Annotated in this window: 14 protein-coding genes; 12 read left to right on the forward strand and 2 right to left on the reverse strand. The window is 61.3% G+C overall.

The window, feature by feature from the left end; translation table 11 throughout:
- Window positions 1-85: 85 nt before the first annotated feature.
- The 8 genes from BCY88_RS27450 to BCY88_RS27485 all read left to right on the forward strand — a co-directional run bounded on the left by BCY88_RS27450 (window position 86) and on the right by BCY88_RS27485 (window position 9,415).
- Window positions 86-1,558 (forward strand): APC family permease, encoded by a 1,473-nt coding sequence (locus tag BCY88_RS27450; RefSeq protein ID WP_120347301.1) that lies wholly within the window; start codon window positions 86-88, stop codon window positions 1,556-1,558.
- Window positions 1,548-2,549, forward strand: coding sequence for an ROK family protein (locus tag BCY88_RS27455; RefSeq protein ID WP_120347302.1), 1,002 nt, complete (start codon window positions 1,548-1,550; stop codon window positions 2,547-2,549). The genes BCY88_RS27450 and BCY88_RS27455 overlap by 11 nt, the downstream gene beginning before the upstream one ends.
- A gap of 232 nt (window positions 2,550-2,781) precedes the next feature.
- Window positions 2,782-3,360 (forward strand): CGNR zinc finger domain-containing protein, encoded by a 579-nt coding sequence (locus BCY88_RS27460; RefSeq protein ID WP_120347303.1) that lies wholly within the window; start codon window positions 2,782-2,784, stop codon window positions 3,358-3,360.
- A gap of 77 nt (window positions 3,361-3,437) precedes the next feature.
- Complete coding sequence (locus BCY88_RS27465) at window positions 3,438-3,860, forward strand: nuclear transport factor 2 family protein (RefSeq protein WP_120347304.1); 423 nt, start codon at window positions 3,438-3,440, stop codon at window positions 3,858-3,860.
- Window positions 3,861-4,212: 352 nt separating this feature from the next.
- On the forward strand, window positions 4,213-6,147 hold the full coding sequence (locus BCY88_RS27470; RefSeq protein WP_183081468.1) for a LamG-like jellyroll fold domain-containing protein: 1,935 nt from the start codon (window positions 4,213-4,215) through the stop codon (window positions 6,145-6,147).
- 13 nt (window positions 6,148-6,160) lie between these two features.
- Complete coding sequence (locus BCY88_RS27475; protein ID WP_120347306.1) at window positions 6,161-6,367, forward strand: hypothetical protein; 207 nt, start codon at window positions 6,161-6,163, stop codon at window positions 6,365-6,367.
- Window positions 6,368-6,475: 108 nt separating this feature from the next.
- Window positions 6,476-8,503, forward strand: a complete 2,028-nt coding sequence (locus BCY88_RS27480; RefSeq protein ID WP_120347307.1) for a phosphocholine-specific phospholipase C — start codon at window positions 6,476-6,478, stop codon at window positions 8,501-8,503.
- 276 nt (window positions 8,504-8,779) lie between these two features.
- Window positions 8,780-9,415, forward strand: a complete 636-nt coding sequence (locus BCY88_RS27485; RefSeq protein ID WP_259461530.1) for a cytochrome b — start codon at window positions 8,780-8,782, stop codon at window positions 9,413-9,415.
- A 65-nt stretch (window positions 9,416-9,480) separates the two neighbouring features.
- Here the strand turns inward: BCY88_RS27485 and BCY88_RS27490 are convergent, their stop codons facing one another.
- Window positions 9,481-9,762 carry a hypothetical protein gene (locus BCY88_RS27490; protein WP_259461531.1) on the reverse strand — a complete coding sequence of 94 codons (282 nt, stop codon included), beginning with the start codon at window positions 9,760-9,762 and terminating at the stop codon, window positions 9,481-9,483.
- A 13-nt stretch (window positions 9,763-9,775) separates the two neighbouring features.
- Entirely contained in the window at window positions 9,776-10,648 is an 873-nt protein-coding gene (locus BCY88_RS27495; RefSeq protein ID WP_120347308.1) for a transcriptional regulator GcvA, read from the reverse strand.
- A gap of 134 nt (window positions 10,649-10,782) precedes the next feature.
- Between BCY88_RS27495 and BCY88_RS27500 the strand changes: the two genes are divergently transcribed.
- From BCY88_RS27500 to BCY88_RS27515, 4 genes are all read left to right on the forward strand, one after another.
- A complete protein-coding gene (locus tag BCY88_RS27500; protein ID WP_120347309.1) occupies window positions 10,783-11,391 on the forward strand; it encodes a LysE family translocator in 609 nt (202 codons plus the stop codon).
- 342 nt (window positions 11,392-11,733) lie between these two features.
- Entirely contained in the window at window positions 11,734-12,507 is a 774-nt protein-coding gene (locus BCY88_RS27505; RefSeq protein WP_120347310.1) for an ABC transporter substrate-binding protein, read from the forward strand.
- Between the two features lie 161 nt (window positions 12,508-12,668).
- Window positions 12,669-13,358 (forward strand): ABC transporter permease, encoded by a 690-nt coding sequence (locus BCY88_RS27510; RefSeq protein WP_120347311.1) that lies wholly within the window; start codon window positions 12,669-12,671, stop codon window positions 13,356-13,358.
- Complete coding sequence (locus tag BCY88_RS27515) at window positions 13,355-14,068, forward strand: ABC transporter permease (RefSeq protein ID WP_120347312.1); 714 nt, start codon at window positions 13,355-13,357, stop codon at window positions 14,066-14,068. The genes BCY88_RS27510 and BCY88_RS27515 overlap by 4 nt, the downstream gene beginning before the upstream one ends.
- The last annotated feature ends 7 nt before the right edge of the window (window positions 14,069-14,075 follow it).

Here is a 14,075-nt window from a genome sequence, read left to right on the forward strand (position 1 = left end):
AGAAAGTTTCCTATCATTCGCAAAAAAACAGATGGACCCCGGAGCATCTGACTATCAACGCGGCACGCGCCGCAAGGAGACATACATGAGCGATTCTGCCTGGCACGAGCCGTCCCCAATCGCACCGGCTGACGCGGCCGGGCGGCCGGCGACCGAAGCGCCGCATTTCCGTCGTTCCGTCGGCCTGTTCTCGGCGACCGCGGTGAACATGATTCAGATCTGCGGCGTGGGCCCATTCCTGACTATCCCGGCCATCGTGGCCGTGATGAACGGGCCGCTTGCCGTCATCGGCTGGATTCTCGGTGCGGTGCTGGCCATGGCGGACGGCCTCGTCTGGGCGGAACTCGGCGCGGCGATGCCGGGCGCGGGCGGCACCTATCTCTACGTGCGCGAAGCCTTCCAGTACCGCACCGGCAAGCTGATGCCCTTTCTGTTCGTCTGGACCGCGATGTTGTCCATTCCGCTCATCATGAGCACGGGCATCATCGGCTTTGTCCAGTACCTGGGGTTCTTCCTGCCGACGCTTTCGGCGTGGCAAACGCATGCGATCGGCGTCGGCGCAACCGCGCTGGTGGTCCTCGCGCTGTATCGGCGGATCGAATCGATCCGTGCCTTGAGCGCGGTGCTGTGGATCATCATGATGCTCGCGGTCGGGCTCACCATTGCGGCCGCATACTCGAACTTCCATCTGAACCTTGCGACGACACTGCCGCCCGACGCGGGCGATCTCGGCAAGTTCTTTACGGGCCTCGGTGCGGGTCTGATCATCGCCATTTACGACTACGCGGGCTACAACACGACGGCGTACATGGGTGACGAGCTGAAGAATCCCGGACGCGTCATGCCGCGCTCGATCATTGTGTCGATCATCGCCATGATGATCCTTTACCTCGCGTTGAACATCGGTGTGATCGGCACGGTGCCATGGCAGGAGGTGGCTAAATCGACTTCGGTCGCGTCGCTCGTCGTGTCGCGCAATTGGGGGCATTCAGCGGCGGCGGTTGTCACCGTGCTGATCCTGGTGGCGGCGCTCGCGTCGGTCTTTGCAGGATTGCTCGGTGGATCGCGCGTGCCTTTTTATGCGGCCCGCGACGGCGTGTTTCTTGCGGCATTCGGCAAGCTGCATCCGAAGCACAACTTCCCGCACGTCGCGTTGCTTGTGATGGGTGTGGTTACCGCGGCCGGCACGTTTTTTGATCTGACCTCGGTGATCAACATGCTGGTCGCCGTCGCGGTGCTGCTGCAGTCGGTGGCGCAGATCGCCGCCTTGACCGTGCTGCGCCGCCGTCAGCCGACCTTGCATCGACCGTATCGGCAGTGGCTCTATCCGGTGCCGAGCCTGGTCGCACTGCTTGGCTGGCTTTACGTTTTCTATGCGACCGACCGTCAATCCCAACTGATGTCGACGGGCTGGCTCGTCCTCGGGCTGATCGCGTTCCTGATCTGGGCGCGTGTCGCGCGCCAATGGCCGTTTGGCCCGAAGCCTATCCGTGAGGTGTTTCTCGAACGCCAGGCGGAGAGTATTGCAACAGCGAATACCGAAACACATGCACGTTAAAGACCTGGATGAAATTCAGCGCGCCGGCGCTGATGCAAACGGATTCCTGCTGGCTATCGATTTCGGCGGCACCAAGATCGCCATGGCGACCACGACGCCGGCGGGACAGCGCCTTCATGAAGCGGAAATTCCGACGCTCGCGGAGCAGGGCGCGGAGATCGTCATGAGGCGCATGTTCGAAGCCGCTCGGACGCTGATTGCGAAGACGTCTGGCGGCGCGCAGCGGCGCTTGCTGGCGGTGGCCGCGGTCACCCCTGGCATTATCGAACCCGACGGCATCCGGCTTGCTCCGAACAATCCCGGTTGGGACCGGCTCGCACTCCACGATGTACTGCGCGCAGGCTTTGCTGCCCAGTGCGTCACGGTCGAAACCGACGTCAAGGCTGCGGCGCTGGCAGAGGCGCGCTGTGGTGCGCTTGCGGGCGTCGACTGCGGTCTGTATCTGAACCTGGGAACGGGGTTGGCGGCCGCTGCGGTGATCGATGGAAAAGTGCTGCGCGGCGCGAATGGCGCGGCGGGCGAGATTGGCTACCAGTTGCGCGGCGCGGCGGACGACGTGCTGTTCGCCGATGGCGGCGCGTCGCTGGAAAACTTCGTTTCCGGCCGCGCGATTGCCGATCGCGTGAGCGCGCTGCTTGGACGACATGTCAGCACACACGAAGCGTTCGCGTTACAGGATTCCATGCCCCAGGTCGCAGCGCTGATCAAGGACGCTTTCGGCAGCCTCGCGCGGCACGTCGTCAATCTGACGCTGATGCTGGATCCCTCGCGGATCGTGATCGGCGGCGGTATGGCGCGTATTCCTGGCATTCCTGATGGTATGCGCTCGCTGCTGGCGCGAGCTGTGCCTTATCCGCCAGACGTGGCGATTGCCGCTTTCGGTCATGGTGCTGCCTTGCAAGGTGCGATTGTGGCCGCGAGCGATGCGTGGGCATTGCGCCGGCCGCCATCCGGTCACTCGCCGTTGCGGGAAGTGGCGTCCGCGATGTAATTGCAGCCCGGCGGTGTGCCTCGATCGGCTGGTTTTCCCGAGGGGCAGGCCTGGTGCTTTAAAGCTTGTCAGAAAACTTGGAACCTACTAATATGGTTCCAATGCGATGGATCGCGAGACGTGAGTGCTCGCGTACCAGTCGGGACAGCTGGCGCCTGCCGCGCCCGGTCCTGTGTACGAGCGGTTATGCGCCAGACCCTGTTCAGGCGGGCACGTTTAATCTGAGGCTCCGATGTCGATAAATGCTGACGATCTGAATTTTCGATTTACCGCGGACCGATTGTGCCTTGATCTTGCCTCGACGCTGGGGGAGCGCGGCCATAGAGATATCGAGCGGCTCAATACCGCGGAGGATCTTGAGAATTGGACCGTTGAAGCCGGGCTGCTGGACTCGCCTGTACCTGCTACGGACGATGATCTCGCCCGGATCAAGGCGCTGCGACGCGTACTGCTCCTGATTTTCGAGGGAATGCTTGAGGGGCTGCCGCCTCGCAAGCGCGATCTACATGTATTGAACGATCTGGCGGCCGCAGCGCCGGTTGGATTGCAAATCGAAAACGATGCCGTGACGTTGCGAAAGGTGCCCGTTGACGGCTATGCGTGCGTTTTTTCCACCATTGCCCGGGATGCAATCGAGTTGCTTGCCTCACAACCTGACACACGCCTGAAGGCATGTGAGGAGCCCGCATGCAGGATGTTGTTTCTCGACACAAGTCGCACCGCGAACAGGCGTTGGTGTTCGATGGTGGGTGCCGGTTGTGGCAACAGGGCGAAGAAAAAAGCCTTCAACGAACGGAACAGGGAGATATAGCGCGAGAAGCGGCGTGAAATATCCGTCTTCCGGTCTTGTCGATAATTTATGTAGTAATGCTAATAGAGTGATGAAAAATGACTGACGTCGAACCTGATGCATTGGCGACTTTGATGGCGTTTTACGAAGCCGAAACGCAGTATCTCGCGTCCAATGGCGAAGATTTCTCGCCGATTGCGAAGACACTCGACTCCGAGTGCGTGATTCGCCAACCTGCGTCGCTTCCGTATGGCGGGATCTGGCGCGGGCACGCGGGCTTCGAAGCATGGATGAAGGTTTTTGGCCAGCAATGGTCGAGTCTTGACGTGATCGCCCCGACTTTCTACACGATCGGCGAGAACATCTTTAGCCGGTCGCACATTCATGCCGTCGCGAAACGCAGTGGTGTTGCAGTGGACTGGCCGCTTCTTCAGCACTTCGTCATCCGGAGCGGGAAGATTCTCGAACTCAACCCGTTCTATTGGGACACCGCGCTCGTGGTGCGAGCATTGGCGGCTTAACCCACCTAACCCACTCAACCGGACCGTCCATACGATTCGATCACGTCCGGCGCGGCTTCGTCCCGCTCCTCGGACGCGCGCGCGTCTCACTTCGATTTGACAGCTATATGTCAGCTAACAACACGTAAGAAAGTTGTTGTTTTGTTGTTAAATGTGGCATTACATTGCAATAATCTCTGCGTAAAGTTCGTGGCTCCTCAATCACCCGCTGACGTCCGGCATGACATCATGCCCCGTCAGCTCTGTCTGGGAGCGACGGATGACGAACCAAAAACAACGCAGGTGGGGCAGTACGATTGCCGTCCTAACGGCATTAGCGTGTTCTCTCGGGTTGGCAGGATGTGGCGGCGGCGTGGGGAGTTCATCCGCGCAGACCGTCGCGCAACCCGCTGGCCCGGGCACGCCGGCCGTGGCCGTCAGCCAGAAGGCCCTGGTGATCGGCATTTCAGGGGTGCAGTACACGGCGTTACAGCAGGCGATTACCCAACAGAAGGCGCCGAATCTTGCCCGGCTTGCCATCGTGCCAGCGCTCGCAGGTGGCGTGAGCGGCACGACCACCCAGCAGGCCACGCTCGCGGGTCCCGGCTGGGCCACCGTGCTGACCGGCACGTGGACCAACCGCCACGGCGTGCGCAACGACTACGCGGGCCAGGCGATCCAGACGGACACGCTGTTCAAGCGCATCAAGCAGGCGGGCAACTGGAAGACGGCCACCTTCGATAGCTGGAGCACGTTGAACGCGCTGCTGTCTCCGGCGATTTCCGCGGGATACATCGACGCCGCGGTGGATTGCGCGGGCGTCGATAGTTGCGTGGTCGACGCCGCCACCAAGTCGATCAGCACCGGCAGTGCGGATCTCGTGTTCGCGAACCTGAGCGGACCGGCTACGGTTGCCGCTACATCCGGCTTGCAAAGCGACTATCCGAACGCACTCGCGAGCGCCGACCAGAAAGTCGGCCAGTTGCTTGCGGCCATTGCGGCGCGGCAAACCCAGTCTGGCGTCAACGAAAAGTGGCTGGTGATGGTCACGACCGACCAGGGGCTCGACGCGACCGGCACGGAAAGCGGCCTGCCGCTGCTCTCGAACGAAACCGCTTTCATTGCCTCGAATCAGCCGCTGACCGTGGCGGGCACGACCACCGCGCCTGGCGCCATCGCTGCCGCGCCGACCCTCGCGCAACTCGCAACCGGCGCGACCCAGGCCGACGTGACGCCGACTGTGCTCGGCTGGTTCGCGATCCAGCCGAGTCTGGCCACCTACGCCATCGACGGCACCACCTTGCTCGGCGGCAGCGCACCGCGCTCACTTGCCTCGACGCCGGGCGCCGATCAGGCGAGCCTCGCCCTGTCATGGGTCGCGCCGGCCACGGCGCCCGCGCAGTACCAGTTGTATCGCGACGGCACGCTGATCGCGACCTTGCCTGGCAACGCCACGTCTTACGTCGACAGCCAGCTCGGCAAAACGGCGAACGGCATCTACACGTTCAACTACACGCTCGTTGCGGGCGGCGCGGCGGTTTCGTCGCTCGCGCAGATCAGCTACGTGCAGCCGGTGCTGCTCGACAGCACGCTCGCCAGCGGCCTGATTCACTTCTTCTCGTTCGACACGGGTCTTGCCGATGCGATCACGCCTAGCGTTTCGCTGCAACAGTTCGATCCGGCATCGGCCACGACTGAATCGCTGATTGCCGACAACTTCAGCGGTAAGGCGATGCAAGTCTCGTCGCTGAACAGCGCGGCCAATGCGCTGAACGGCATGAAGCTCGCCGACGACGTCAGCACTCAAGCGCAATTCTCGATCGGCTTCTGGTTCAACTCGAACGACCTGCAGAACGATTCGCCCGCGCTCGGCAACAAGGACTGGAATTCCGGCCTGAATCCGGGCTTCGTCATCGCGCAGGAGAGCAATGGCACGTTCAAGTTCAACGTCGGCGACGGAGCCAAGCGTGCGGACCTGTCGATCGCATTCACGAAGAACACGTGGGTGTATGTGGCCATCACCTTCGATACGGCCGCGCTCACCGCGACGGCCTACGTCGACGATCCCACCTACGGTTTGCAGAGCGGCACGCTGAGTCTCGCCGGGATGAACGTGGCGAAGATCGCGGGCATCTATTCGACCATCGGTCTGAACGAAGATGCGCGCGGCAACTACTACTCGCGCGGCAACGGCGTGCTCGGCACGATGGCCTACAACGACCTCGCGATGTGGAACAAGGTGATCACGCAGCAGCAGGTGCTCTCGCTGTTCGCGTCGAAGCGCTCGCTCGCGTCCCTGCTGCCTTGAACGAGGAGATTCGATGAACCGATATCAATCACGGGTGGATCGCTCCGCCCTTATCAAGTGCTGCGGCGCGGCCGCGCTGGCGTTGCTGCTCGGCGCGTGCGGCGGCGGCACAAGTGACGGCCCGAAGAGCAACGCATCGGCCCCGCCGGCGGCGAGTCAGCCCGATACGGGGGCGTCGACGCCCGCGGTGGCGAAGTCGACGCTGCATTGCGCGCCATGACGTGCGCAAAGAGGACAACCCCAAGCACCCGATGAACACCCCGCGCGCAACACCTGCTCATAGCTCGTTGGCGTGTTGCGCGCGCTCCGATTTCTCCAAGGTGACCTGATGAAAATTTCGAATCAAAGACGTCAGTTCTTGCGTCTCGCGGCCGGGTCGGTCGGTGCATCGGCGGCTGCGTCGATGATGCCCGCGCTGATCCGCGACGCGCTGGCGACACCCGCCAACAACACCACCGGCACGATCAACGACATCCAGCACATCGTCGTCTTCATGCAGGAAAACCGCGCGTTCGATCATTACTACGGCACGCTGCGCGGCGTGCGGGGTTTCAACGACCGGATGGCGATCACCCTGCCCAACGGCAACGCGGTGTGGAAACAGCCGTACCCCAGCAATCCGGACGGCTATATTTTGCCGTTCCATATGGACTCGACGACCACCAGCGCAATGTGCGCCGACGCGCCGGCAATGAGTTATCCGGTCGACATCGCGATGTGGAATCACGGTCTCTACAACGCATGGAACACGGCACGCGCGCCCGGGCTCGGCATGAGCTACTTCACGCGCACCGATCTGAACTTCTACTATTCGCTTGCCGACGCGTTCACGATCTGCGACCAATACCATTGCTCCGTGTTCACGCAGACCAACCCGAACCGCTTGCATCTGTTCAGCGGCAGCAACGGTTTGTCAGTGGGGCAATCACCGACGCTCGATAACACCGAACCAACGCCAGGTTTCAGCTGGCCGACTTTTGCCGAGACGCTCGAAGCCGCGAACATCAGCTGGAAGGTCTATCAACAGACCGACAACTTCGACGACAACGCGCTCGCGTGGTTTCAGAGCTTCAAGACCGCGCCGGTTGGCAGCAACCTCTACAAGAAAGGCCTCGCGACTGTCCCCGACATCGCGCAGGCATTCGCCGCCGACGTCGCCGCAGGCACGTTGCCGCAAGTCTCGTGGATCATTGCGCCGGCCGCGCTGTCTGAGCACGCGAACTATCGGCCCTCATACGGCGAGGATCTGACCGCGCGTCTGCTCGCGGGACTTGTCGCGACGCCCGACGTCTGGTCGAAAACGGTGTTCCTGCTGAACTACGACGAACAGGGTGGTTTCTTCGATCACGATCCGCCGCCCACCCCGCCCGGCTCCGCAAGCGAAGGCAAGACCACCATGACCACCACCGGCGAAGTCTACGGCGGCCAGCCGATCGGCCTCGGTTTTCGCGTGCCGATGACGGTGATTTCGCCATGGAGCAAAGGTGGTTACGTGTGTTCGCAGGTGTTCGATCACACCTCGGTGATTCAATTCATCGAGAAGCGTTTTGGCGTGCATTGCCCGAACATCAGCACATGGCGTCGCGCGATATGCGGCGACCTGACCGCGGCGTTCAACTTCGGCAATCCCGACAGCGGCTGGCCGTCGCTGCCGGATACCAGCGGCTATGTTGCCGCGGCAAATCTGCAATGCAGCACCTTGCCCGCACCCACGATTCCGTCTACTCAGTCGATGCCGAAACAGGAGCCGGGCACGCGTCCCTCGAAGGCCTTGCCGTACGAGTTCCATGCGAGCGCGCGCGTCGATCCGTCGACAGCGGCGCTGTGGTTGATCGTCGCGAACGGCGGCGCGCAAGGTGCGGCATTCTCGGCATACGACGTTGCGACCCCGGCGAATCCGCCACGCCGCTATGCGGTCGATGGGGGTATGCAACTGACGGACTCGTGGAGCGGCTCGGCGTTGACCGGCACGCAGTATGGCCTCGCGCTGCGCGGCGCGAATGGTTTCTTGCGGCTATTCGCGGGCGACGTGGCGGCCACGGTCGGCACCACGGCCGCCAATCCGGAAATTCGCGTCTGCTACGACGTCGCCAACAGCGCCGTCTATCTGACGCTGATGAATAGCGGCGCCGGGCCATGTACGTTCACGGTGGTGTCGAACGCGTATCGCACCGACGGCCCCTGGACCTTCACGGTTGCAGCGGGCGCGACGGCGGAGACGAACTGGCCGGTTGCATCGAGCGGGAACTGGTACGACTTCAGTGTCACGGTCGACGTGCAACACGCATTCTTGCGGCGCTTTGCCGGACGGCTCGAAAACGGCAGCGATCTGATCAGCGATCCGGCCGCTGCATAGGCGTCCGCACGCAAGGCCCGGATGACCCGATACCAGGTCACCGGGCCTCGGCGCAAGCCCGGCGAAAGCCATGTGAATGGTTTTGTAAATGCGGATGATTGTCATTTGCGTTTTTATTGACGCGCGTATGCACGATAGGTAGGATGCGCTGCTGCCCGGAAGTGGGCGACCCGGGCGGCACTGAATATGGATAGCGTCCGCCGGGCAACAAACCATGCGCGGAACGTGCACCGGCGTTTCGAAACGGCCTGACGACTTTGGACTTTGGACCTGAACATGTCTGTGAACTGGATGCCGCGAGAAGCAACACAGGGCTGCGGTCAACCAGGCGAACCGCGCGCCGTGGCGCCGCAGAACGGTCTGCTTGACGGGCACGGCACATACCAGCCGAAGCGCGCGCGAGCCGACCATCGCTACGACGGCCTGACGCGATTTTTCCATTGGGTGTTCGCCGCCGTCATCATCTATGCGAGTGTCGCGGGCTACGCGTTGGCCCACATTGCCGGTGGACCCGTCCACGATTTCCTCTCGCGGCTGAACATGTCGATCGCCACGGTGCTGATCGTGCTCTTTCCGCTGCGGGTGGTGTGGAAGTTCGTCCGGGCCGAACCTCGCGCAATCTCCGGCATGCCCGGGTGGCAACGGTTACTGGCAAGCGGCATCCACAATCTGATCTACCTAACTATCTTTGCGGTGCTGGCGAGCGGCTTCCTGATGGTCCCGAACGGTTATTCGTTCTTCGGCCTGATCGAGATTCACACGCCCTTTCCTAAAGGCGCGCTGACCGACGAACTGTTCACCATACATCGCGCAAGTTGCGCTCTGCTGGCCGGCCTGGTCGCGCTGCACGTGCTCGCGGTCATCAAGCACCAGTTGATCGCGCGTAACGATGTCTTGCGGCGCATGCTCTGAGCAGGAGAGGGCGCCTACCGGAGCGCCTCTTTCGGTTTGACGCACAACGCCAATGAGAAGGGCTCCTACGCAACGGACAAAAGCGCCTGAGCCTGTCCGAGAAGCGCATGCGACGCGGCAAACTCATTGCGTCCCGCCATGGTGAGGGCGGCGTGACCCGTGCGCGCGAACAGGGCGTCGTCGGATGTTGCCGGCGCATTCGAACCGGGACCCGCATGCTCGTATTGACGAAAGAACGCGAGCATCTGGAAAGCATCGGACTGCAGACTTTGCGGTCCGGCCCTGGCTAGAAGCTCCGCGGCGGCTGCCAACTGCCGGATGGCGGCAAGGAATTCAGTGCGCTCCATGACATCATTCTCCTCATGCCTCTGACAGCAGCCACGTACGGAATGCCGCGGCGTTAGGGCGGTTCATTGCGGCCGGCGGATAGACGAGCCAGTAACTGTAGTCGTTGGGTAGCACGATGTCGAAAGGCTGTACCAGACGGCCGCTATGAAGCTCGTCCTGAGCGAGCATGAGTCGCCCGAGCGCAACCCCCTGTCCATCTACTGCGGCTTGCAATGCGAGGCTGGCGTCGTTAAACGAAGCGCCTGTCTCCATGTCGAGCCCTTCCACCCCGGCCTCATCACACCAGCGTTGCCATCCCTGCCTCGGCGTGTCGTGCAGCAAGCGAACGTGGCGCAGGTCGTCCGGAATCCGGATGGCGGGCGGCCCGTCGGCGAGTTTCGGACTACAGACCGGGCTCAGTGTTTCCCGCGCGATCAGATCGGCCTTCAGGCCTGTCCATTTCCCGAGTCCTGAGCGAATGCCAAGATCGAAGCGCTCGGTGGCAAACGGCCAGACGTCCGCCGAACTATCGAGGCGCACGTCGATTTCCGGATGCAAGGCGCGAAACGCTTCCAGACGCGGCACCAGCCATCGCGAAGCGAACGACGGCAGAACGGTAATGCGCAGAGGCCGCTCATCAGGCTCCATGAGGCGCACCGTTGCCGCCGCGATGCGATCGAGCGCGCCTGTCAGTTCCGGCAGATAGGCTTCGCCCTTTGCAGTGAGCTTGAGCGCATGTCCTCGACGCTCGAAAAGGCGCACGCCCAGCCATTCCTCGAGCTGACGGATTTGATGACTGATGGCGGCTTGTGTCACGCAAAGCTCAGCGGCGGCACGGGTAAAGCTCAGGTGCTTCGCCGCGGCCTCGAAGGCCCGCAGCGCGCCGAGCGGGGGCAAGCGTCGCATGGATTGGTCGATTACTTCATCTTATCGAGAGCATGAAGATAACCCGTTTGTGACCCGGGAGGAAGTCGCTTCTAATCACACACGCCCTGGGCGGACGCGCTGCCCCCGACTCTTTGCCGACACAAGGTTTCTTCATGATTTCATGGAACATCTGGATTCTGTTTTTTGGTTACACCGTACCCATGGTTGTGAGCCCCGGGCCCGGCAACACGGTTCTTGCGACCGCCGGCGGCCGCTACGGCGTAAGCGGTTCGATCCCGTTCTGGGCCGGTTTCGAATTGGCGAATCTGGCGCTGTGCGTTGTCTACGGAATGGGTCTGGGCAAGGCGTTGCATGGCCACCCTGAAATCCAGATGCTGCTCAAATGGGCCGGCACCGTCTATCTGCTCTACCTTGCCTGGGGATTTTTCCGTTCGTCGGCTCCAGCATCGAGCAGCGGCGAAGCGGACGAGGTGCGACTGCGTGCTGGAGACGGATTCCTGTCCGTGCTCCTCAACCCCAAGATTCACTCGATGATTCTGGTGATGTTTTCGCAGTTTCTCGATGCGGGGCAATCGCTCCCGACACAGGTTTTCCAGCTCACGGCCGGGTTTCTTTTCGTGTGCGTGGCTTGCCACTTCCCGTGGATAGCCGGGGGCCAGCTGATTCTCCGCCGGTTTCGATCGGCACGTGCGCTGCGGATCCAGGGATGGGTGTTCGGCGTTTGCATGATCCTCGTGGCGGCTTATGTCGCGTTCAACTGAGTTCCGGCATGATCCTGTCTAGACAGCTTGATTTGACACCGGAAAAGCTGATATGTCTATACAACAAGGACAATTTACGCAGGAATAGTGCACGCCAAACTTGCTGAATGTATTTGTAAACTCCCGTAAATTCGAGCATAAATCAGGGATCATGCGCGCAAACCCTAGTTGCGATGTTGAAAGACGACTCGCTACTATGATGTCTATACAACATCTGGCGATACAGACGGACGCTAACCAAAACGCTCCTGTCTATACAACATTGCCGGGCAGAACCCACGGGTTAGGGGCAGTCCGCCCCTTGTACCGTTCAGCGCCTCGAAGTCCGTCTCTGGAGAGTTTATGAAGAAGTTTGTCCTGTGCCTCGCGCTTGCCGCCGTAGCAACCGGTGCGTATGCAAAAGACTGGTCGACCGTGCGCTTCGGCGTGGACGCCAGCTACCCGCCGTTTGAGTCCAAGGGCCCGGACGGCAAGCTGGTCGGTTTTGACGTCGATCTCGGCAACGAAATCTGTGCGCGTTTGAAGGCCAAGTGCGTGTGGGTCGAAAACGACTTCGACGGCATGATTCCGGCGCTGAAAGCGAAGAAGTTCGACGGCGTGCTGTCGTCGATGTCCATGACGCCGCAACGCGCGGAACAGGTTGCCTTCTCCTCGAAACTGTTCAACACGCCCACGCGCCTCGTTGCGAAGGCGGGCTCGCCGCTGCTGCCTACGCCGCAATCGATGGCCGGCAAGACGATCGGCGTCGAACAGGGCACGATCCAGGAAACCTACGCGAAGACCTACTGGGAGCCGAAGGGCGCGAAGGTTGTGCCGTACCAGAACCAGGATCAGGTTTATACCGACCTGCTCTCGGGGCGCCTCGACGCATCGCTGCAAGATGCAGTGGAAGCTGAAATCGGCTTCCTGAAGACCCCGCGCGGCGCAGGCTTTGCGTTCGCCGGCAAGGATATCGTCGACGAAAAGGTCCTGGGTAATGGCGCGGGCATCGGCATGCGCAAGGAAGACGCCGATCTGAAGGCGAAGGTTGACCAGGCCATCGCCGACATCATCAAGGACGGCACCTACAAGAAGCTCGAGAAGAAGTACTTCGACTTCGACGTCTATGGCGGCTGAGCGGTAGCTCAGCGCTTTTCTCGCGGATCGACACGACCTGCTCGTTGCGCAGCCGCGCGGCTGCGCGGCCGAGCGGCGTCGTCTGCTCAAGCTCGCGAAACCGGCCATGCGCGGCAACCATGCTGCGCGACCAAACGCTTCGCCATCAAGGATACCTAAGCATGTCATTTCACGGGTATGGCCCGCTTCTTCTTGCGGGCATGTGGGAAACGATCAAGCTGGCCATGCTGTCGCTGGCCGCTTCGTTTTTGCTGGGCCTGGGTGGCGCGGCGGCGAAATTGTCGCCCAATCGGATACTGTCGCGCATCGGCGTGACCTATACGACGCTGATCCGCTCGGTTCCTGACCTCGTACTGATGCTGCTGCTGTTCTACGGCATTCAGATCCTGCTCAATAATCTGACCGACTCACTCGGTATCGATCAGATCGATATCGACCCGTTCGTTGCCGGCGTGATCACGCTCGGCTTTATCTACGGGGCTTACTTCACCGAGACGTTTCGCGGCGCTTTTCTCGCGGTGCCTCGCGGGCAACTGGAAGCAGGTTTTGCCTACGGCATGAGTTCATGGCGAGTCTTCAGCCGGATCATGTTCCCGCAGATGATGCGTTTCGCGCTGCCGGGTATCGGCAACAACTGGCAGGTGCTGGTCAAGGCCACGGCGCTGGTTTCGATCATCGGCCTCTCTGATGTCGTCAAGGCGTCTCAGGACGCGGGCAAGAGCACGCTGCAGTTCTTCTTTTTCACCTTGACGGCGGGCGCGATCTATCTCGCGATCACAACCGTGTCGAACCTCGTATTGATCTGGCTGGAAAAACGCTATTCGATGGGCGTACGGAGGGCCGCGCTGTGATTGAACTCGTCAGGCAATATTGGCAAAACTATCTGTACAGCGACGGCTATCACTACAGCGGTCTTGTCGTCACCTTGTGGCTGCTCGTCGCGTCGATCGGACTGGGTTTCTGTCTTGCCGTTCCGCTTGCCGTTGCGCGCTCGTCGCGTAACCGCTTCATCTCCGGACCGGTCTGGCTCTATACCTATGTGTTCCGCGGCACGCCGCTCTATGTCCAGTTGCTGCTCTGCTATACGGGCCTCTACAGCCTCCAGGTCGTGCACTCGCACGCATTGCTCGACAGCTTCTTCCGTAGCGCGATGAATTGCACCTTGCTCGCGTTTACGTTGAACGAGTGCGCGTACGCCACGGAGATATTTGCCGGCGCGATCAAAGCGACGTCGTACGGCGAGATCGAGGCCGCCCAGGCTTTCGGCATGTCGAAATTCAAGCTCTATACGCGTATCGTCCTGCCGTCCGCATTACGGCGGGCGCTGCCCAACTACAGCAATGAAGTCATCCTGATGCTGCACGCAACAACGCTCGCTTTCACCGCCACGGTACCCGACATTCTGAAAGTGACGCGCGACGTCAACTCGGCAACCTACGCTTCCTTCCAGGCCTACGGCATTGCTGCCCTGCTGTATGCCGCCATTGTGTTTACGCTGGTCTGGGCGTTTCGCCGGATGGAAATACGCATGCTGGCGTTTCTGAAGCCTCAAGGGCATTGAACCCGGC

Origin of the sequence: Paraburkholderia fungorum (assembly GCF_003610895.1) — a bacterium.
In the GTDB taxonomy this organism is placed as follows: domain Bacteria; phylum Pseudomonadota; class Gammaproteobacteria; order Burkholderiales; family Burkholderiaceae; genus Paraburkholderia; species Paraburkholderia fungorum_B.

Bases quoted from the DNA above. Each gene is read 5' to 3' on its own strand.
- BCY88_RS27450 (WP_120347301.1), top strand. From the start codon at position 86: ATGAGCGATTCTGCCTGGCACGAGCCGTCCCCAATCGCACCGGCTGAC.
- BCY88_RS27455 (WP_120347302.1), top strand. From the start codon at position 1,548: ATGCACGTTAAAGACCTGGATGAAATTCAGCGCGCCGGCGCTGATGCA.
- BCY88_RS27460 (WP_120347303.1), top strand. From the start codon at position 2,782: ATGTCGATAAATGCTGACGATCTGAATTTTCGATTTACCGCGGACCGA.
- BCY88_RS27465 (WP_120347304.1), top strand. From the start codon at position 3,438: ATGACTGACGTCGAACCTGATGCATTGGCGACTTTGATGGCGTTTTAC.
- BCY88_RS27475 (WP_120347306.1), top strand. From the start codon at position 6,161: ATGAACCGATATCAATCACGGGTGGATCGCTCCGCCCTTATCAAGTGC.
- BCY88_RS27480 (WP_120347307.1), top strand. From the start codon at position 6,476: ATGAAAATTTCGAATCAAAGACGTCAGTTCTTGCGTCTCGCGGCCGGG.
- BCY88_RS27485 (WP_259461530.1), top strand. From the start codon at position 8,780: ATGTCTGTGAACTGGATGCCGCGAGAAGCAACACAGGGCTGCGGTCAA.
- BCY88_RS27490 (WP_259461531.1), bottom strand. From the start codon at position 9,762: ATGGAGCGCACTGAATTCCTTGCCGCCATCCGGCAGTTGGCAGCCGCC.
- BCY88_RS27495 (WP_120347308.1), bottom strand. From the start codon at position 10,648: ATGCGACGCTTGCCCCCGCTCGGCGCGCTGCGGGCCTTCGAGGCCGCG.
- BCY88_RS27500 (WP_120347309.1), top strand. From the start codon at position 10,783: ATGATTTCATGGAACATCTGGATTCTGTTTTTTGGTTACACCGTACCC.
- BCY88_RS27505 (WP_120347310.1), top strand. From the start codon at position 11,734: ATGAAGAAGTTTGTCCTGTGCCTCGCGCTTGCCGCCGTAGCAACCGGT.
- BCY88_RS27510 (WP_120347311.1), top strand. From the start codon at position 12,669: ATGTCATTTCACGGGTATGGCCCGCTTCTTCTTGCGGGCATGTGGGAA.